The organism is Gottfriedia sp. NPDC058432 (assembly GCF_042721555.1).
In the GTDB taxonomy this organism is placed as follows: domain Bacteria; phylum Bacillota; class Bacilli; order Bacillales; family Bacillaceae_G; genus Gottfriedia.
The window spans coordinates 20,873-35,326 of record NZ_JBHXLC010000029.1 but is presented as its reverse complement, the minus strand read 5'-3'; the positions used below and the strand labels follow the sequence as shown (position 1 = coordinate 35,326).

Annotated in this window: 16 protein-coding genes and 2 pseudogenes; 12 read left to right on the top strand and 6 right to left on the bottom strand. The window is 32.8% G+C overall.

Features of this window, described 5'->3' with window-relative positions:
* The first annotated feature begins 75 nt into the window (after nucleotides 1-75).
* From ACFWM3_RS21450 to ACFWM3_RS21440, 3 genes and pseudogenes are all read left to right on the top strand, one after another.
* On the top strand, nucleotides 76-546 hold the full coding sequence (locus tag ACFWM3_RS21450; RefSeq protein ID WP_390312862.1) for a DUF4825 domain-containing protein: 471 nt from the start codon (nucleotides 76-78) through the stop codon (nucleotides 544-546).
* 127 nt (nucleotides 547-673) lie between these two features.
* Nucleotides 674-1,060, top strand: a pseudogene (locus ACFWM3_RS21445) (SMI1/KNR4 family protein).
* A gap of 60 nt (nucleotides 1,061-1,120) precedes the next feature.
* Nucleotides 1,121-1,780 carry a serine/threonine-protein kinase gene (locus tag ACFWM3_RS21440; RefSeq protein ID WP_390312861.1) on the top strand — a complete coding sequence of 220 codons (660 nt, stop codon included), beginning with the start codon at nucleotides 1,121-1,123 and terminating at the stop codon, nucleotides 1,778-1,780.
* Nucleotides 1,781-2,005: 225 nt separating this feature from the next.
* Here ACFWM3_RS21440 and ACFWM3_RS21435 read toward each other — a convergent pair whose 3' ends face one another.
* Genes ACFWM3_RS21435 through ACFWM3_RS21425 form a run of 3 tightly spaced genes read right to left on the bottom strand, consistent with a single transcriptional unit; the run spans nucleotide 2,006 to nucleotide 3,352 of the window.
* Nucleotides 2,006-2,539 (bottom strand): permease, encoded by a 534-nt coding sequence (locus ACFWM3_RS21435; RefSeq protein ID WP_056470263.1) that lies wholly within the window; start codon nucleotides 2,537-2,539, stop codon nucleotides 2,006-2,008.
* A complete protein-coding gene (locus ACFWM3_RS21430; RefSeq protein WP_056470261.1) occupies nucleotides 2,536-3,018 on the bottom strand; it encodes a hypothetical protein in 483 nt (160 codons plus the stop codon). Before ACFWM3_RS21430 ends, ACFWM3_RS21435 begins: the two co-directional genes overlap by 4 nt.
* Complete coding sequence (locus ACFWM3_RS21425) at nucleotides 3,011-3,352, bottom strand: PadR family transcriptional regulator (protein ID WP_056470256.1); 342 nt, start codon at nucleotides 3,350-3,352, stop codon at nucleotides 3,011-3,013. The genes ACFWM3_RS21430 and ACFWM3_RS21425 overlap by 8 nt, the downstream gene beginning before the upstream one ends.
* 342 nt (nucleotides 3,353-3,694) lie before the next feature.
* Between ACFWM3_RS21425 and ACFWM3_RS21420 the strand changes: the two genes are divergently transcribed.
* The 3 genes from ACFWM3_RS21420 to ACFWM3_RS21410 all read left to right on the top strand — a co-directional run bounded on the left by ACFWM3_RS21420 (nucleotide 3,695) and on the right by ACFWM3_RS21410 (nucleotide 5,265).
* Nucleotides 3,695-4,177: a DUF2975 domain-containing protein gene (locus ACFWM3_RS21420; RefSeq protein ID WP_056470254.1), complete on the top strand. Its 483-nt coding sequence runs from the start codon at nucleotides 3,695-3,697 to the stop codon at nucleotides 4,175-4,177.
* A 10-nt stretch (nucleotides 4,178-4,187) separates the two neighbouring features.
* Complete coding sequence (locus ACFWM3_RS21415) at nucleotides 4,188-4,406, top strand: helix-turn-helix domain-containing protein (protein ID WP_056470252.1); 219 nt, start codon at nucleotides 4,188-4,190, stop codon at nucleotides 4,404-4,406.
* Nucleotides 4,407-4,482: 76 nt separating this feature from the next.
* Nucleotides 4,483-5,265: a DUF817 domain-containing protein gene (locus ACFWM3_RS21410; RefSeq protein WP_390312876.1), complete on the top strand. Its 783-nt coding sequence runs from the start codon at nucleotides 4,483-4,485 to the stop codon at nucleotides 5,263-5,265.
* A gap of 123 nt (nucleotides 5,266-5,388) precedes the next feature.
* Here the strand turns inward: ACFWM3_RS21410 and ACFWM3_RS21405 are convergent, their stop codons facing one another.
* Nucleotides 5,389-5,571, bottom strand: coding sequence for a hypothetical protein (locus ACFWM3_RS21405; RefSeq protein ID WP_056470246.1), 183 nt, complete (start codon nucleotides 5,569-5,571; stop codon nucleotides 5,389-5,391).
* 396 nt (nucleotides 5,572-5,967) lie between these two features.
* On the opposite strand from ACFWM3_RS21405, the gene ACFWM3_RS21400 reads away from it, so the two are divergent.
* The 4 genes from ACFWM3_RS21400 (at nucleotide 5,968) to ACFWM3_RS21385 (ending at nucleotide 8,993) form a co-directional block, all read left to right on the top strand.
* Nucleotides 5,968-6,675 carry a hypothetical protein gene (locus ACFWM3_RS21400; RefSeq protein WP_390312860.1) on the top strand — a complete coding sequence of 236 codons (708 nt, stop codon included), beginning with the start codon at nucleotides 5,968-5,970 and terminating at the stop codon, nucleotides 6,673-6,675.
* Between the two features lie 291 nt (nucleotides 6,676-6,966).
* A complete protein-coding gene (locus ACFWM3_RS21395; protein WP_390312859.1) occupies nucleotides 6,967-7,395 on the top strand; it encodes a hypothetical protein in 429 nt (142 codons plus the stop codon).
* A 175-nt stretch (nucleotides 7,396-7,570) separates the two neighbouring features.
* Nucleotides 7,571-8,158, top strand: a complete 588-nt coding sequence (locus ACFWM3_RS21390; protein ID WP_390312858.1) for a hypothetical protein — start codon at nucleotides 7,571-7,573, stop codon at nucleotides 8,156-8,158.
* Nucleotides 8,159-8,285: 127 nt separating this feature from the next.
* Nucleotides 8,286-8,993 carry a DNA alkylation repair protein gene (locus ACFWM3_RS21385; RefSeq protein ID WP_390312857.1) on the top strand — a complete coding sequence of 236 codons (708 nt, stop codon included), beginning with the start codon at nucleotides 8,286-8,288 and terminating at the stop codon, nucleotides 8,991-8,993.
* 208 nt (nucleotides 8,994-9,201) lie between these two features.
* Here ACFWM3_RS21385 and ACFWM3_RS21380 read toward each other — a convergent pair whose 3' ends face one another.
* Entirely contained in the window at nucleotides 9,202-10,398 is a 1,197-nt protein-coding gene (locus ACFWM3_RS21380) for a macrolide family glycosyltransferase (RefSeq protein WP_390312856.1), read from the bottom strand.
* A gap of 337 nt (nucleotides 10,399-10,735) precedes the next feature.
* On the opposite strand from ACFWM3_RS21380, the gene ACFWM3_RS21375 reads away from it, so the two are divergent.
* Nucleotides 10,736-11,185 carry a hypothetical protein gene (locus tag ACFWM3_RS21375; protein ID WP_390312855.1) on the top strand — a complete coding sequence of 150 codons (450 nt, stop codon included), beginning with the start codon at nucleotides 10,736-10,738 and terminating at the stop codon, nucleotides 11,183-11,185.
* A gap of 341 nt (nucleotides 11,186-11,526) precedes the next feature.
* On the opposite strand, the gene ACFWM3_RS21370 is transcribed toward ACFWM3_RS21375, so the two are convergent.
* Complete coding sequence (locus ACFWM3_RS21370; RefSeq protein ID WP_390312854.1) at nucleotides 11,527-12,711, bottom strand: IS3 family transposase; 1,185 nt, start codon at nucleotides 12,709-12,711, stop codon at nucleotides 11,527-11,529.
* A 276-nt stretch (nucleotides 12,712-12,987) separates the two neighbouring features.
* Between ACFWM3_RS21370 and ACFWM3_RS21365 the strand changes: the two are divergent.
* Nucleotides 12,988-14,454: pseudogene (locus ACFWM3_RS21365) on the top strand (exosporium glycoprotein BclB-related protein); the annotation flags it as partial.

Here is a 14,454-nt window from a genome sequence, read left to right as displayed (position 1 = left end):
ATCAATTTCTTAGTAAAATCGTATATTTAATTGTGCTCACTAATTGAATTCGTGCTCAATTACAAAGGGGGAAATATGAAAAAATTTTTAGCTTATTTCATACTAATAATGTTATTGATCAGTTTAACCAGCTGTTCTTTAAGCAAAAACACAAGTAAGGATATTTTTCATTATAAAAATTCTTATGTCGGTAATAACAGTGCTGTAGGAAATATTATAAAACAATTACCGAATCATAAAGAATTCACCCAAGTGTCACTCCAAACAAAAAAGAAGCCTTATGGTATAACGATTGAATATAAGAATTTACCCGCAAATACTAAAAATATCGTAATAAATAACGCAACTTACTTATTTGCATTGATCAAAAATGTAGAATGGATTGTTTTTGATTTTGCTGCTCAAAATTATACTGTAAAAAGACAACATCTGGATGAATGGTATGGAAAAGATTTAAGTTCTTACACAAATGAAAAGGAACTAGAGGAACTAATCCACACTAATTTAAAAGAGAAAAATAAAGTAAATCAGTTATTTAAGAAATAAAGTCTTATATAATGATAGATTTAATAACTTAAGCCTTGAAATGATCCTAATCAAGGAGTGCTTAAAATGAAGAAGCATTTGGCTAGAGGAGAACGACTTATATCAATTAGAACCAATAACGGGCGAGATGATAAAAAAGGCAGAAAAAAAGTTTAACATTAAATTACCTAATAAATACATAGAGATTCTTAAACAACAAAACGGGGGAATGATTAAATATAATTCATTTCGTACTGAAATTCCAACTTCATGGGCTGATGACCACATTAATGTAGATCATATTTTATAAATTGGTGAGGAAACTGGGATTTTAGAAAGTGAGTATCTTATAAAAGAATGGGCTTGCTACTTAATATTGTTCTAATTTAAGGTGATGGACATTCTTGGATTGCTGCTGGATTATAGGAAGACAAAAGAAGAGGCACCAGTTATATATATTGACGTGGATGAAGATCAAATAATCAATATAGCTCCTAATTTTGAAGCATTATTAACAGGTTTAACGAATTGGTAAATTTTTTAATAGGCTAATTGATTGAGAGATAATAGGAAACAGATATAAAGGGGTAAACGAATGTCTATTTTAATAAATCAATCAGAATTTAAGATTCTAATTGAAAATGAATTAATTACGAATGTAAACCTCAAGAGTGAACGCCCAAATGACCCAATAGTAGTTAAGAATATACCTGAAGGCTGGAAATGCATTGGATCAGGTAATTATGCTGCTGTTTTTATTCACTATTCTGAACCAAATGTAGTCGTTAAAGTGTATGGAAAAGACCTAGATGGTTTAGAAAAAGAAGTTCAAGTCTATAAACAATTGGGAGAACATCCAGCTTATTCGAAATTGATACAATACGGTGAAAAATATCTAGTCTTAAAAAGATTAGAAGGAATTACCCTATACAACGCCCTTGCGAATGGTGATCGAATACCTGAGAGTGTGATTAAAGATGTAAATATTGCGCTTAAGTATGCGATTAGTCGTGGGTTAAATCCATACGACGTTCACGGAAAAAATGTGATGATGAAAGATGGTAGAGGATACGTTGTAGATATATCTGACTTTTACAAAAAAGGCAAGGATGAAAAGTGGGAAGATTTAGTCAAAGCTTACTATAAACTATATAAAAAAACTTTGTATAAAGTACCTATTAAAATCCCATTGAAATTCTTGGATTTTACTAGACACTCATACAGATTTTACAAAAAATTGAAGAGAAAGATTTAGATAGACACGGTGGGAAATGATACGACAAGTGCAATAGGCTATATAATTGAACATTTCATGTGACTGCAATGGATACTAAATAAGAGATAGCGGTTTATACTTTAATCATTTCAAGAAGACTAGCATACGGGCTAGTCTTCTTGAGTTTGCAGTTATCCATTTAGTTTGTTTGTGTTGAGGATAAATCGCTCTTCATTTTGTACTCTTTTTTCATTAAGATTATATCTATAAAGAAATATCTTTGTTATTATCAAAATTTAACAATTGTTTATGATTATAAAACTTCTCAAAAATGATTCCCATTAAATAGTAAAATACTAAGCCAAAACATATATGAATCAGTGTAAATTTTATACCAAATGAAGCAAATTCATATATAACGACAGGTAGTTTAGCCGTTGTCCAAACTCCTAAAAAGAAAACAACATAGCGAATACTTGCTCCTTTTTTCAATAAAAGTACCGCGATTGGAAAAGCTAGGTATAGTGGACCAGCTGCAATACCACCAAGTAAGAGAGCAAACAAAACACCGTAAATACCAGATTTATCCCCCATATATTTAATAAGGGTTTCTTTTTCAACCCATTTGTCAAGTAAGCCAACAAATATTAAAACTGGTGGAAGGAGAAATAACATATTTAAAATACTATTTCCAGTTAATTGAAATGCTTTCATTCCAAGTGAGTGGTTTATTAATGTTAGAACGATGAACGACCCAAATAATATAAAAAAGAAACGATATTTTCTTAATTGTCTCATACCATCACCAACCAAATAATATATGCAAATAAAAGAGACATTAAAAGTCCACTTGCATTACGTGCATATGCAAAACTTCTTCCAAATAATTTTTGTTCCATAGGTAAAGTAACAATTCCTACAGACATTAATGTAGACATTAACACTGCTACTTGTGGGAGTCCAGCACCATTTTGGACTAATGTTTCTCCAAGAGGAAAAACGATAAAACTAGGAATTAGTCCAACTGACCCAATTAATGTAGATAGTATAATTCCTTTTATTCCAGATTGTTCCCCAATAATCGAAGAAACGAGTGAGGGCGTTAATAACGATAAGGATAGTCCTACAAAAAACATAATAGTTAAAATTTCAGGTAAAATATTACAAAACATCTTCCATGATTTTAATAGAGCCTCTTTCGTTTTTTCTCGATCTTTTATAAAAGAAATAATAGTAAGAATGATGGCTAAACTGTATAGGATCGAAGCATTAATCATGATTCTTCACCTTCCATACATTGTATCTGCTTAGGAAAAATGTTAAATTCTTAAGTTTTTCTTCAATATTTATTTGAAATTCTTCTAATTTTTCTTTTCCAACTTCAGTAATTTTGTACATCTTGATCGGTTTATCTTGCTCGGATGTACCTAAATAAGACTCAACAGCACCTTCAGTCTCTAATTGCTTTAGAGTTCGATATAATATGGAACTGTCAATTGGATTGATTGGAAGTTCTTCCTCACACTTCTGTAAAAGCTTCCCTCCATAACTGTCCCCTTCTGTTAAAAACAATAAAAGAAATGCACCTGTATGTCGGCCTGTATGTTTCATAAATTGTAAACCTCCTAAATTCGTAAATTTCCTCACAAAAAATAATTTCATACTGTTAATAACAATATACTGTTATTAACAGTAATATGTTACTCACAGTAAAAATTAATCTGTTAATTTATTTCAACTCTAACATTTTTAAAAATTTTCTCTTTATGAGGAGAGGTCGATGATTAAGTTTTCACGAGCATTTCTTTAGGTGAGAAATGCTTTTTTACTATTTATAAAATGTAAGGATATTTTTATAACAATAATAATATAATAAAAAACAACAATAATTTATTGTAAAACGATAAATTGTATGGTAAATTCAAATTGAAAATAATTTAGTGAGGTGCTTTTATGAAACGAGGATCAACTCTCTTTTTAAAAATAGTAGTGATTCTTATTGGGCTACCAGTTCTTGCATTGTGTATATTTGTGGTTCCTAAGATTGCAGAATTTGCAGCTGAGCTGTATCCGAATATTGCATTAATGAAATATTTTATTTTTATAGATCTTTATGCAGCTGCGATTCCTTTCTATTTTGCTCTTTATCAAGCATTTAAGCTTTTAAGCTATATTGATAAAAACAAAGCTTTCTCGGAATTATCGGTTAATGCTTTAAAGAAAATAAAATTTAGTGCAATAGCAATTAGTGTTTTGTATGTATTAGGGTTGCCACTTTTTTATTTAATTGCAGATATGGATGATGCTCCAGGAATTATTGTTATTGGCATGATTTTGATTTTTGCTTCATTGGTAATTGCAGTCTTTGCAGCCGTTCTCGAAAAGCTTTTGAAAGAGGCGATTGATATAAAATCAGAAAATGATTTAACGGTCTGAGGTGAAGAACATGGCAATTATTATCAATATTGATGTAATGTTAGCAAAAAGGAAAATGAGTGTAACCGAGCTTTCGGAAAAGGTTGGGATTACGATGGCGAATCTATCTATATTGAAAAACGGCAAAGCAAAAGCCATTCGTTTTGCAACTTTAGAAGCGATTTGTAAGGCCCTAGAGTGTCAACCTGGAGATATTTTAGAGTACCAAAATGATGAAGACAACAAGTAAATCGATAAGATTGATATAAATTTATGAAGGAGAGCTAATTGTGAATTTAATACTTCAAAAGACTGAGTCACATTTTATAAGAGCGATCAAACAACTTGTTCGATTTGGTTTGGAGCAGGCTTTATCTTGTATTTTTCCTGTAGTGATTTTTGCCTCGTTAGCTTTTACTAAAATTGTACCACTTCCATTTCTGCCTCGATATGATTGGTTACTTTTGATCTGTATTTTGATGCAGTGGTTAATGGTGCGTACTGGACTTGAAACATTGGATGAATTAAAAGTCATCACATTGTTTCACCTAATAGGACTTGCGCTTGAACTTTTTAAAGTACATATGGGCTCTTGGGCATATCCAGGGGAAGGATACTCAAAACTATTTGGAGTGCCACTATATAGTGGATTTATGTACGCAAGTGTTGCAAGTTATTTATGTCAAGCGTGGAGAAGGTTGAAGGTTGAACTAATTAATTGGCCACCATTTTTTGTAGTTGCTTCACTTGCAACAGCAATTTATTTGAATTTCTTTACCCACCATTTTTGGATGGACGTTCGTTGGTGGTTATCAGGGCTTGTCATAATTGTTTTTTGGAAATCTTGGGTCACTTATGAAGTCAATGGGACCAGATACCGAATGCCAATTGCACTTTCTTTCGTCCTAATCGGATTTTTTATATGGATTGCCGAAAATATTGCAACGTTTTTTGGAGCATGGCAATATCCTAATCAGTCGGTTGCTTGGAGTTTAGTTCATTTAGGAAAAGTAAGTTCATGGCTCTTATTAGTAATTGTAAGCTTTCTAATCGTAGCTACCTTAAAGCGAGTTAAGGGAAATAATTCAATTAGAAGGAAAGAACACTAGAAATATTTTTGGCATTATAAAAAATAACCTGTATCTTAGATTAACTAGTAATCAGATACAGGTTTATTTAATGAATTGTTTCGTTAGTATATTTTAAAAAGATTCCTAAACCTAATATTCTACCTACTTACCGATAAGATTCATAAAAGCTTTATATATTAGGAAAAGGGAGAAAATTAAAATAGCTAAAATACCAATTAAATCAGTTAATGGCTGTACACTTGATAAGAATGTGCCTGCTAAAGGCATTTTGATTAAAGCAAAACCAGCTATAATACTAGCTAACATTAAAAAAATTCTTTCCATTCACTCATCCCTCCATTCAATAATATTTTATGTTCAATTAAAATGTAAGTGCTTTCAAAGACAACTTTTTATAAAAAATGTGCTTTTGTCACGATTAATTAGTGGGCGTAAAACACAATAAATTCGCTAAATTATTTCATATGAATTTGGAGCACTTATTGAAATTAGGAGGATTGTGACTTTTTAATATGTTGGTAGTCGATACGATTTCTTTCCTATCACTTAAGTATTTTTTTAATATATTCGTTGTTTCACATACTATTCTATTTCATCTACTAGTAGAGATTTAAAATAATAGGAGTGAAGAATAATTGAGTTCAAGGTGTAAACGTGATGGGGCATTTCATTAAAGAAATTGAATACTATGTAAAAAAGACTATTTTTAAGGAGGTTTTAATGAAAAAGGTTAATCTGTTCAAGCTTTCGTTTATAATATTGCCTTTACTACTTGTAGCATGTCGATTTACCACTTCAGAAAGTCAATCACCGATCGATTGGGTAGACTTTGTTAGATGGAATGGGGTTGAGTACTATGGCATAGAATCAGGCGTTTTAACTAATGAAAAATTTATTGATGAAAAAGTAGGGGAAGTAAAATTCAAAGTAGCAGATCATGTTACAAATCCAAGTTATAAAATAAAAGATGGAGATGCAGCATTCCATGAGAAAGGAACGGAAATTTATTCAATCAAGGGTAATCCTGAATTAATTGCCTTAAAAGACAAAACTGCAATAAATGGATATAGCATCTATTATGCTAAAGGAACTACAGATTATAAGTGGTATTTTAAAGATGTACCAATCGAAAAGGTAGATATGATTGAAATCTATCAATCTTATTCCCCTAACGCGAAAAAGAGATCTGTTATTAATGACAAAGAAAAAATAGATAGCTTTCTGGATATTTTAAAGAATAGTAAAGAAGATTCAAATTTTCAGCCAAATAATGAAAATACAGATTCTACTCATTATGAAATTGTATTGTTTATAGATGAACCAATTGCCTATAAATATAATATTGAATTTGACGGTGTAAACTACTATTGGTATCCGTGGGAAACTTCAATTTTGTCAAATGAGATTGGAAAATTTTTGTCAAATTAATGATTTATATACATATACACCTCTATTTAAATACAAAAATTAACTCGCTAATTATTTTTAGCGAGTTTTTTACTTTACATAATAATTCCTATCTATCTAAATTCAGTATATGGACAAAACTCAAATCGATAATCTGCGTTCCAACTGAAATCTAGTAATCGAAAAACAACTAGTAAAATATGTGAAAGATAGATGAAACTAGAACAATTCTTATATTAAACTACTTTTAAAAATGGTAAAATATGGTTATATAGAGATAGGAAGCGGATCTATTTTACGGAGGGGCTATAGTTGAGAAGGCCATATATATTTTTGATATGCATAGCAATCATAGGATTATGCTTAGGTGGACTTTATTTTGAAAATATGAAGTTTACTAAGGCAAAAAATGAAATATGGATTGGTTATAACTACACAAAGTTCGGGAAAAATGTAATCGAATTTAAACCAATAAATGTAGAAAAACAAGCAAAATTAAATCAATTAGAAGAAATATTTTTATTTAGTAAAAAAATAGAAAATCCAATTGTTGATTTAGCAAAATACGATGTTCAGTTAACATTCAGAAGTCCAATAGATAAAACAGTTGAATATAGTTCATTACTTTGGTTCACAAAAAGTGGTGCAATCATAAAAATCAATGGTTTTAACGGATATAGAAGTGTTAGTATAGACAGTGCCAAATCAATAAAAAATATAATAAATTATATAGAGTTGTAATGATTAAATAATTTTTTAAGTTAATGAGTTGTCATGGCAACTTATTTTTTTTTGATGTTATAGGGAAGAATTGATTGGATATTTAGTTGCGGCGGTTTAGTAGTAGAAGAAATGATATAATATTGTGGTGGTTAATAAAGCAAACAGATAAATTAATCTTTAAGTTGGTGATTGAATGTTTCGTTTTTTTAAATCTAAAAAGAAGGTAAGTTTCCATGAACAATTATTTGAATTGCAAAAGATAGGGATAGAATTAAATCCAATTTTAAATGAAGAATTAATTTTTGCTGAGTATAGTAAAGAGGAATTTGAGCAAGAACCTTACCTGCATTTACTAATCGTTTTAGGAAGTGAATTGGAATTAAACGGAAATTATATTAACTGTTCAAATGAAATATGGTATTTGGATACGGAATGTATTGAGGACACAGGAGATTATGTTCTAATTGCAGAAAGAATTAAAGACTTATCAAAAAATTATTTAGATCTTAAAAATATTAAAGATATTGTAGATATAGAAAATCAAGTAGCATCAATTTCATTTACTTTAGATGAAAGAGATTATTGTTGGAAGTTAGAAGTAAATGATGACTGGATCGATGAGAAAATTATTGTTATGTTTAATGATTTATTAGAAATAAAAAATACGGATAAGCAAGTTTATATTCTAGACTTAGGAGGACAAGATTGTTTAATTGGTATTTTTTCCAAGGCACAAGTAAAGCAGTTAAATCACTTACTCAATGGATATAAATTTGAATGATTATAAAACAGCAAAACTTAATTTTTAACAATGTGGTTCAAATATTTTGCTAATTTAGTTGCTTGATAAAAGTTTTGAATAAAAGGAAACAATGGAGATGGAATAGATAGAAAGGAAGTGTAAAAAAGTGGAATTGGAAACGGTTATGCAGGAGCTAGAAGCACTTGGTAAGGAACGGACAAAAAAGACATACATAAGTAATGGTGCACATGAGCCACTATTTGGAGTGGCAACAGGGGCAATGAAGCCGATCGCTAAGAAAATTAAAATGGATCAGCAATTAGCGAATCAATTATATGCAACAGGTAATTACGATGCGATGTATTTTGCGGGGATTATTGCAGATCCTTTGAAAATGACTGAAGAAGACTTTGAGAGTTGGATTGATGGAGCTTATTTCTATATGCTTTCAGACTATGTAGTTGCAGTTACTTTAGCTGAAGCCGATATAGCGCAAGAGGTAGCCGACAAATGGATTGCAAGCGGAGATGAACTTAAAATGTCTGCTGGTTGGAGCTGTTACTGCTGGCTTTTGGGGAATCGTTCAGATACTGAATTTAATGCGGATAAGATTTCAAATTTGCTTGACCAGGTGAAAGATGCAATCCATGATTCTCCTGAACGAACTAAATCTGCAATGAATAATTTTGTTTATACAGTAGCAATTTCATATTTACCTCAACATGAAAAAGCAATTGAAACTGCTAAAGTAATTGGACCAGTCGAAATGAAAAAGGAAAAGAAAAAAAGCACAATTTTACTTTGCTCTGAAAAAATTCAAAAAGATTTAGATAAAGGTCTTTTAGGATTTAAGCGTAAACATGTAAGGTGTTAATGTAATAGATGTGATAGGGGAAAAGGGCGTTAAAAAGTGGAAATCATTTTTTAAAAGTCGTTCAAGAAAAAGCTGAATCAATTATTTCGATTCAGCTTTTTCTTGATTTTTAATATGACTTTTTTTATTTTTAAAAAAATAGCTTCAGAAGAGAATGAGAGCTAAACCTAAACTAATAATGGCTCCATTCTTATAGTTGATTTTCTATTTATTTATAAATAAAATGGAAAATCTCATTAACAGCCTGGTTATATCCTCCCGCTTCTTGAAAAGATTTCTTTATGCTGTCGATTACTTTAATGTAAGAAGACCTATTACTTAACACATCTTCTGCGGCTTCACGCAGTTGTATAGGTGTCAAATTTTGTGTTTGCAATTGCAAACCTGCTCCAATCTTGTCTATTTGCTCTGCAATTATTGGCTGATCAGCGCTTTGAGGGTTTACGATTAATGGAACTCCGTAATAGAGACACTCACTTGTGCTGTTCATTCCACCATGCGTTATAAATAATTTAGTATATTTTAGCACTTCGGTCTGTGGAACATATTGTTTTACAATAAAGTTTGGAGGAATAATCCCTAAATCATCTAGATTAGTTTGTTTACCTATCGACAGTACGACTGAGTGTTCACTATGACCAAATGCTTCAAAACATAGCTTATAAAAATCAATAGAGCGGTTAAAAACAGTTCCCAGAGAAATATATATAGGACTTTTACTTTTAATAGTAGAAAGGTCAAATGTTTCCTGTTGTAATCGTGAACGGATAGATGGGCCGACAAATTTGTATGTATTATTAAAGGATTCTCCACCAGGTTGAAAGGCTCTAGTAGTGTAAACGATTGTTAATGGAGCAGGATTACAAAATACTTCATAAGATGAATTGATCTCTACACCATATTTTTTCTTAATATTTAATGACAGTCTATTAAATTCATCATTAATCGGTTTAATTATTTCTTCAGGAATATCCTTTAATTGCTTTTCCATCATTTTATCGTATGTTTTTTCTGTCTGTGCAAAAGTAGTACAGGAACTGATTGCGGGAAGTTTAAGAATTTGAGCAATTAAACGTCCACAACCAAACATAGAATCATGTATGATGTAATCAAAATGCTCTCCTTTTATCTGTTCAAGAACACTAGGTATAACGATTTCTGCTGTATGTAATAGACCATTAATTCTTTCTAGTAAATGAGTTCGACCACCTGAGAGAAAGGCTTTAATAAATTTTTGTTCATCAATTGTTCGTACTGTAGCTCCAGTCTTTTCAATCCGATCTCGAAAAGACTCTATTGAAAAGTAGACAACTTCTTCACCGCGTGAAATAAGCTCTTCTACAACTCCAATAGTAGGATTGATATGCCCTTCTGAGCCTACATTAATAAATAAAACACGTGCCATTCTAAACACTCCTTGGTTCAATTTATTCTTCTTTATAAGAAAATGATTAAGCTTAACTATTTAATAACATTGTATAATGCTAAACTAAAAAAAAAAAATAATAGAGGTGATTTACAATGGAGAATTAATATTGAAGATAGAAGATTTCACCTTAATTCATTTAGATGATGTAGGGAGAAATGGTTTAAAATTATTAGATTGTGATAAACGGAAATATATAATCTTATCTATTAATTTTTGAGTATCTAATGCCTTAATTTTATTAAATAGTAGTATTTAAAAAAGGATTCATAAAATAATAGATAATTTATAGTTTATTTTAATAGGAAGTGAAGAAATGTTTACATATTATTCTATGCTTATAGTAGGAGTTTTTTTGATAATAGGAGCAGTTTTTATATTTATTCCAATGTTTATCAATCGAGTATATTCATTAGTAAATATAGGGAAAATCCTTGGATGCTTATTGCTTGGTGTTTTACTTTTAGCGATTACTCTTCCAAGTCTTAAATATGTTGTGTTTAAACAATATGATGTTGTCAGCGGAAGATGCGTTATAGATATTGATAATTCAAGCCGTACTTCTGAAGTAGACTTTGATATGCAAGATACAAATGAAATATTTACTTTCAGAGATATTCCAAAACTGGATGCTTATGGAAAAGCAATTCCTTATTATTGTAAGGTGACAGTTACAAAAGATCATAATTTTGAAGTTAGTTATAAAATTGTATCTATTAATTTTAATTATATTAATTATACTAATCTAGTTAAATACTCTATTTAATTTAAGAACATAACAACAACTTATCAATTAATCTAATCTTGCTAAGGCTTTAAAATCTAAATATAGAAGGAGATTATGATGAAACAATTAATTTCTGCTTTGTATATTTTGTTTGGCCAATAGTTGTAAGATTGACCTATTTTACTAATTATTCTGGTCCTGAATATCTCACAGGTATAAGTTGATTTCTTGTTGTATTTGGGATAATTTTTCCCTTTTACGGTCCTGTTGTTAATTAGTTTAAGCTTGAATTTGAAGATGAAAAAAATAGTGTTTGATTACAACAAAAGGCTGCTTTGTGGACTTACCCCTGTCAAGTAGACACATTTAAATAAGACCGACTAAGCAACCGTTGTTAACCTGTATTTTACAGGGGAACAACGGTTGAGTCGTTTTTGTGACCGTTCATTATTATAGAAGTGGATATACTCTTCAATCGCTTGAATAAGTTCCTGTTCTGAATTAAAATTAGATAAATACACCATTACACATTTGAAGTGTGAGAAGAATGATTCAACACAAGCGTTGTCTAGACAGTTTCCTTTGCGAGAGTGGCTGCCTAACATATTATTCTTTTCTAAGAACTGGCTGTATTTTGTAGACGTGTACTGGAATCCCTGATCTGAATGCAGGATACTTCCATGCACGTTTCTTTTTTTACATAAATCACTAACTGTTTCGATGACTAATTTAATATCATTTCGATCTGAACACTTCCAAGATACAACTTCATTATTATAAAGATCCTGAATAACTGAAAGGTAATAGAACTTGTTTCCTACCTTGATAAAAGTAATATCTGTCCCAAAAGCAATATTTGGCATTTGTGTTTTAAACTGGCGATTTAAGAGATTAGGATAAACATTCGATTCATCTCTCCCAAAATATTTTCTTTTCTTTCGAATGACTGATTTGATCTCTAGTTCCTTCATTAATCTATATACTTTTTTATGGTTTACAATTAAACCTTCTTCTCTCAAACGGTCAGTTATTCTTGGATAGCCATAATACGGACGTATTGAGTGGATCGCGTGAATGTGTGATTTTACAGCTTCTTCTTTCTTTTTATTGGATTGTTGATTCTCGGCTGATTTTCTCCATTTATAGAAACCAGATCTTGATACTTCAGCGATTTTAACAAGCATAGTGATAGGATATTTATCTTTCATCTCTTCAATAATTTCGAATCTACTTTCTTTCGGAGTTTTCCCTCCTTGATTTAGATTTTGATATCGCTTTTTTAGAAAGGCTACCTGTGCTTTTAGATAATCTCTTTCTTCCTCTATACTTACAAATTTTGTTCTTTCAAACCCATTAAAACGATGGTTTGTATGTTTACCCCGTTTATCTGCAAAAGATCTACCTTCTCTGTATCGATTTACCCAATCTTTAAGTGGAGTAGGACTACGCATTCCAACTTCAAGTGCAACTGTTTTATAACTTTTATCTCCTTCAAGATATAGTTTTACGGCTCTAAGTTTAAAATCCTCAGAATATTTTTTAGACGTACGATTAATTTTAGACAAAATAAAATCCCCCAATAGTAGACTACCTATCCTTATTATCGGATGGTCTTTTTTGTGTGTCTACTATAAGGGGAGAATATCATTTGGTAGTCTTTTTTTATTACATTCAATGGATCTTTAATAAAGTATTAACATAATGCGGATTAATAAATTCTTGTATAGACGTTTGGACTGATTAACCAACCATAAAATAAAAAAATACATATCTTAATTTGTAAGTAATTTTTAATAAATCATCTAAGGACTAGCCCAAATGAAATTGAAATAGGTGATTTTTTGGGTAAAGAAGATAAAAAAAAATGTGACTGCCATTGTAATAATTGCCACAGGTGCAAGAAATGCTGTTGTTGCAACGGTTCAAAAGATCATATAAAAAAAGAAGAGAGAGAGAAAAAGAAAAAATGCGAATGTAAGAAGTGCAACAACAACTGCAATTGTTGTAAAAAATGTTGTAGTTGTTGTTGTAGAGGCCCTAGAGGTCCTAGAGGTGAGGAAGGTAAGAGAGGGAAAAAAGGTTATACGGGAGCGACAGGAGTAACAGGTTCGACTGGTCCAACCGGCGCAACGGGCTCAACTGGAGCGACGGGAGAAAGAGGAGTAACAGGATTAACTGGTGCAACAGGAGTAACCGGGGCAGCTGGATCGACAGGAGAAAGAGGAACAACCGGCCCAACCGGGGCGACGGGAGCAACTGGAATAACTGGGGCAACGGGAACCGGAGTAACTGGTCCAACCGGAGCGACGGGAGAAAGTGGAGTAATAGGATTAACTGGTGCAACAGGAGTAACCGGGGCAGCTGGATCGACAGGAGAAAGAGGAACAACCGGCCCAACCGGAGTAACAGGAGCGACTGGAGAAATTGGAGCAACCGGCCCAACCGGGGCAACTGGAGAAAGAGGAGCAACTGGCCCAACAGGAGCAACCGGAGAAATTGGAGCAACCGGCCCAACAGGAATAACAGGAACAACAGGAGCAACAGGAATAACGGGAGCGACAGGAACAACAGGAGCAACAGGAATAACAGGAGCGACTGGCCCAACCGGAGCAACAGGAATAACGGGAGTGACCGGAATAACCGGAACAACCGGAATAACCGGAGCGACGGGAATAACCGGAACAACAGGAGAAGCTGGAGCAACCGGAATAACTGGAGCGACAGGAATAACCGGAGCAACCGGAGCAACGGGAATAACGGGAGCGACGGGAATAACCGGAACAACAGGAGAAACTGGCACAACGGGAATAACGGGAGCGACGGGAATAACCGGAACAACAGGAGAAGCTGGAGCAACCGGAATAACTGGAGCGACAGGAATAACCGGAGCAACGGGAATAACGGGAGCGACGGGAATAACCGGCCCAACAGGAGAAACTGGCGCAACGGGAATAACGGGAGCGACGGGAATAACCGGAGCAACCGGCCCAACCGGAATAACAGGCTCAACCGGGGCAACTGGAGCGACGGGAGAAAGAGGAGCAACTGGAATAACTGGTCAAACTGGAGCAACCGGATCGACAGGAGAAAGAGGAGCAACTGGCCCAACAGGAGCAACCGGAGAAATTGGAGCAACCGGCCCAACAGGAATAACAGGAACAACAGGAGCGACGGGAGAAAGAGGAGCAACCGGCCCAACAGGGACAACTGGTACAACAGGAGAAAGAGGAATAACCGGCCCAACAGGAGCAGCTGGATCGACAGGAGAAAGAGGATCGACCGGAATAACGGGAACAACAGGAGAAACG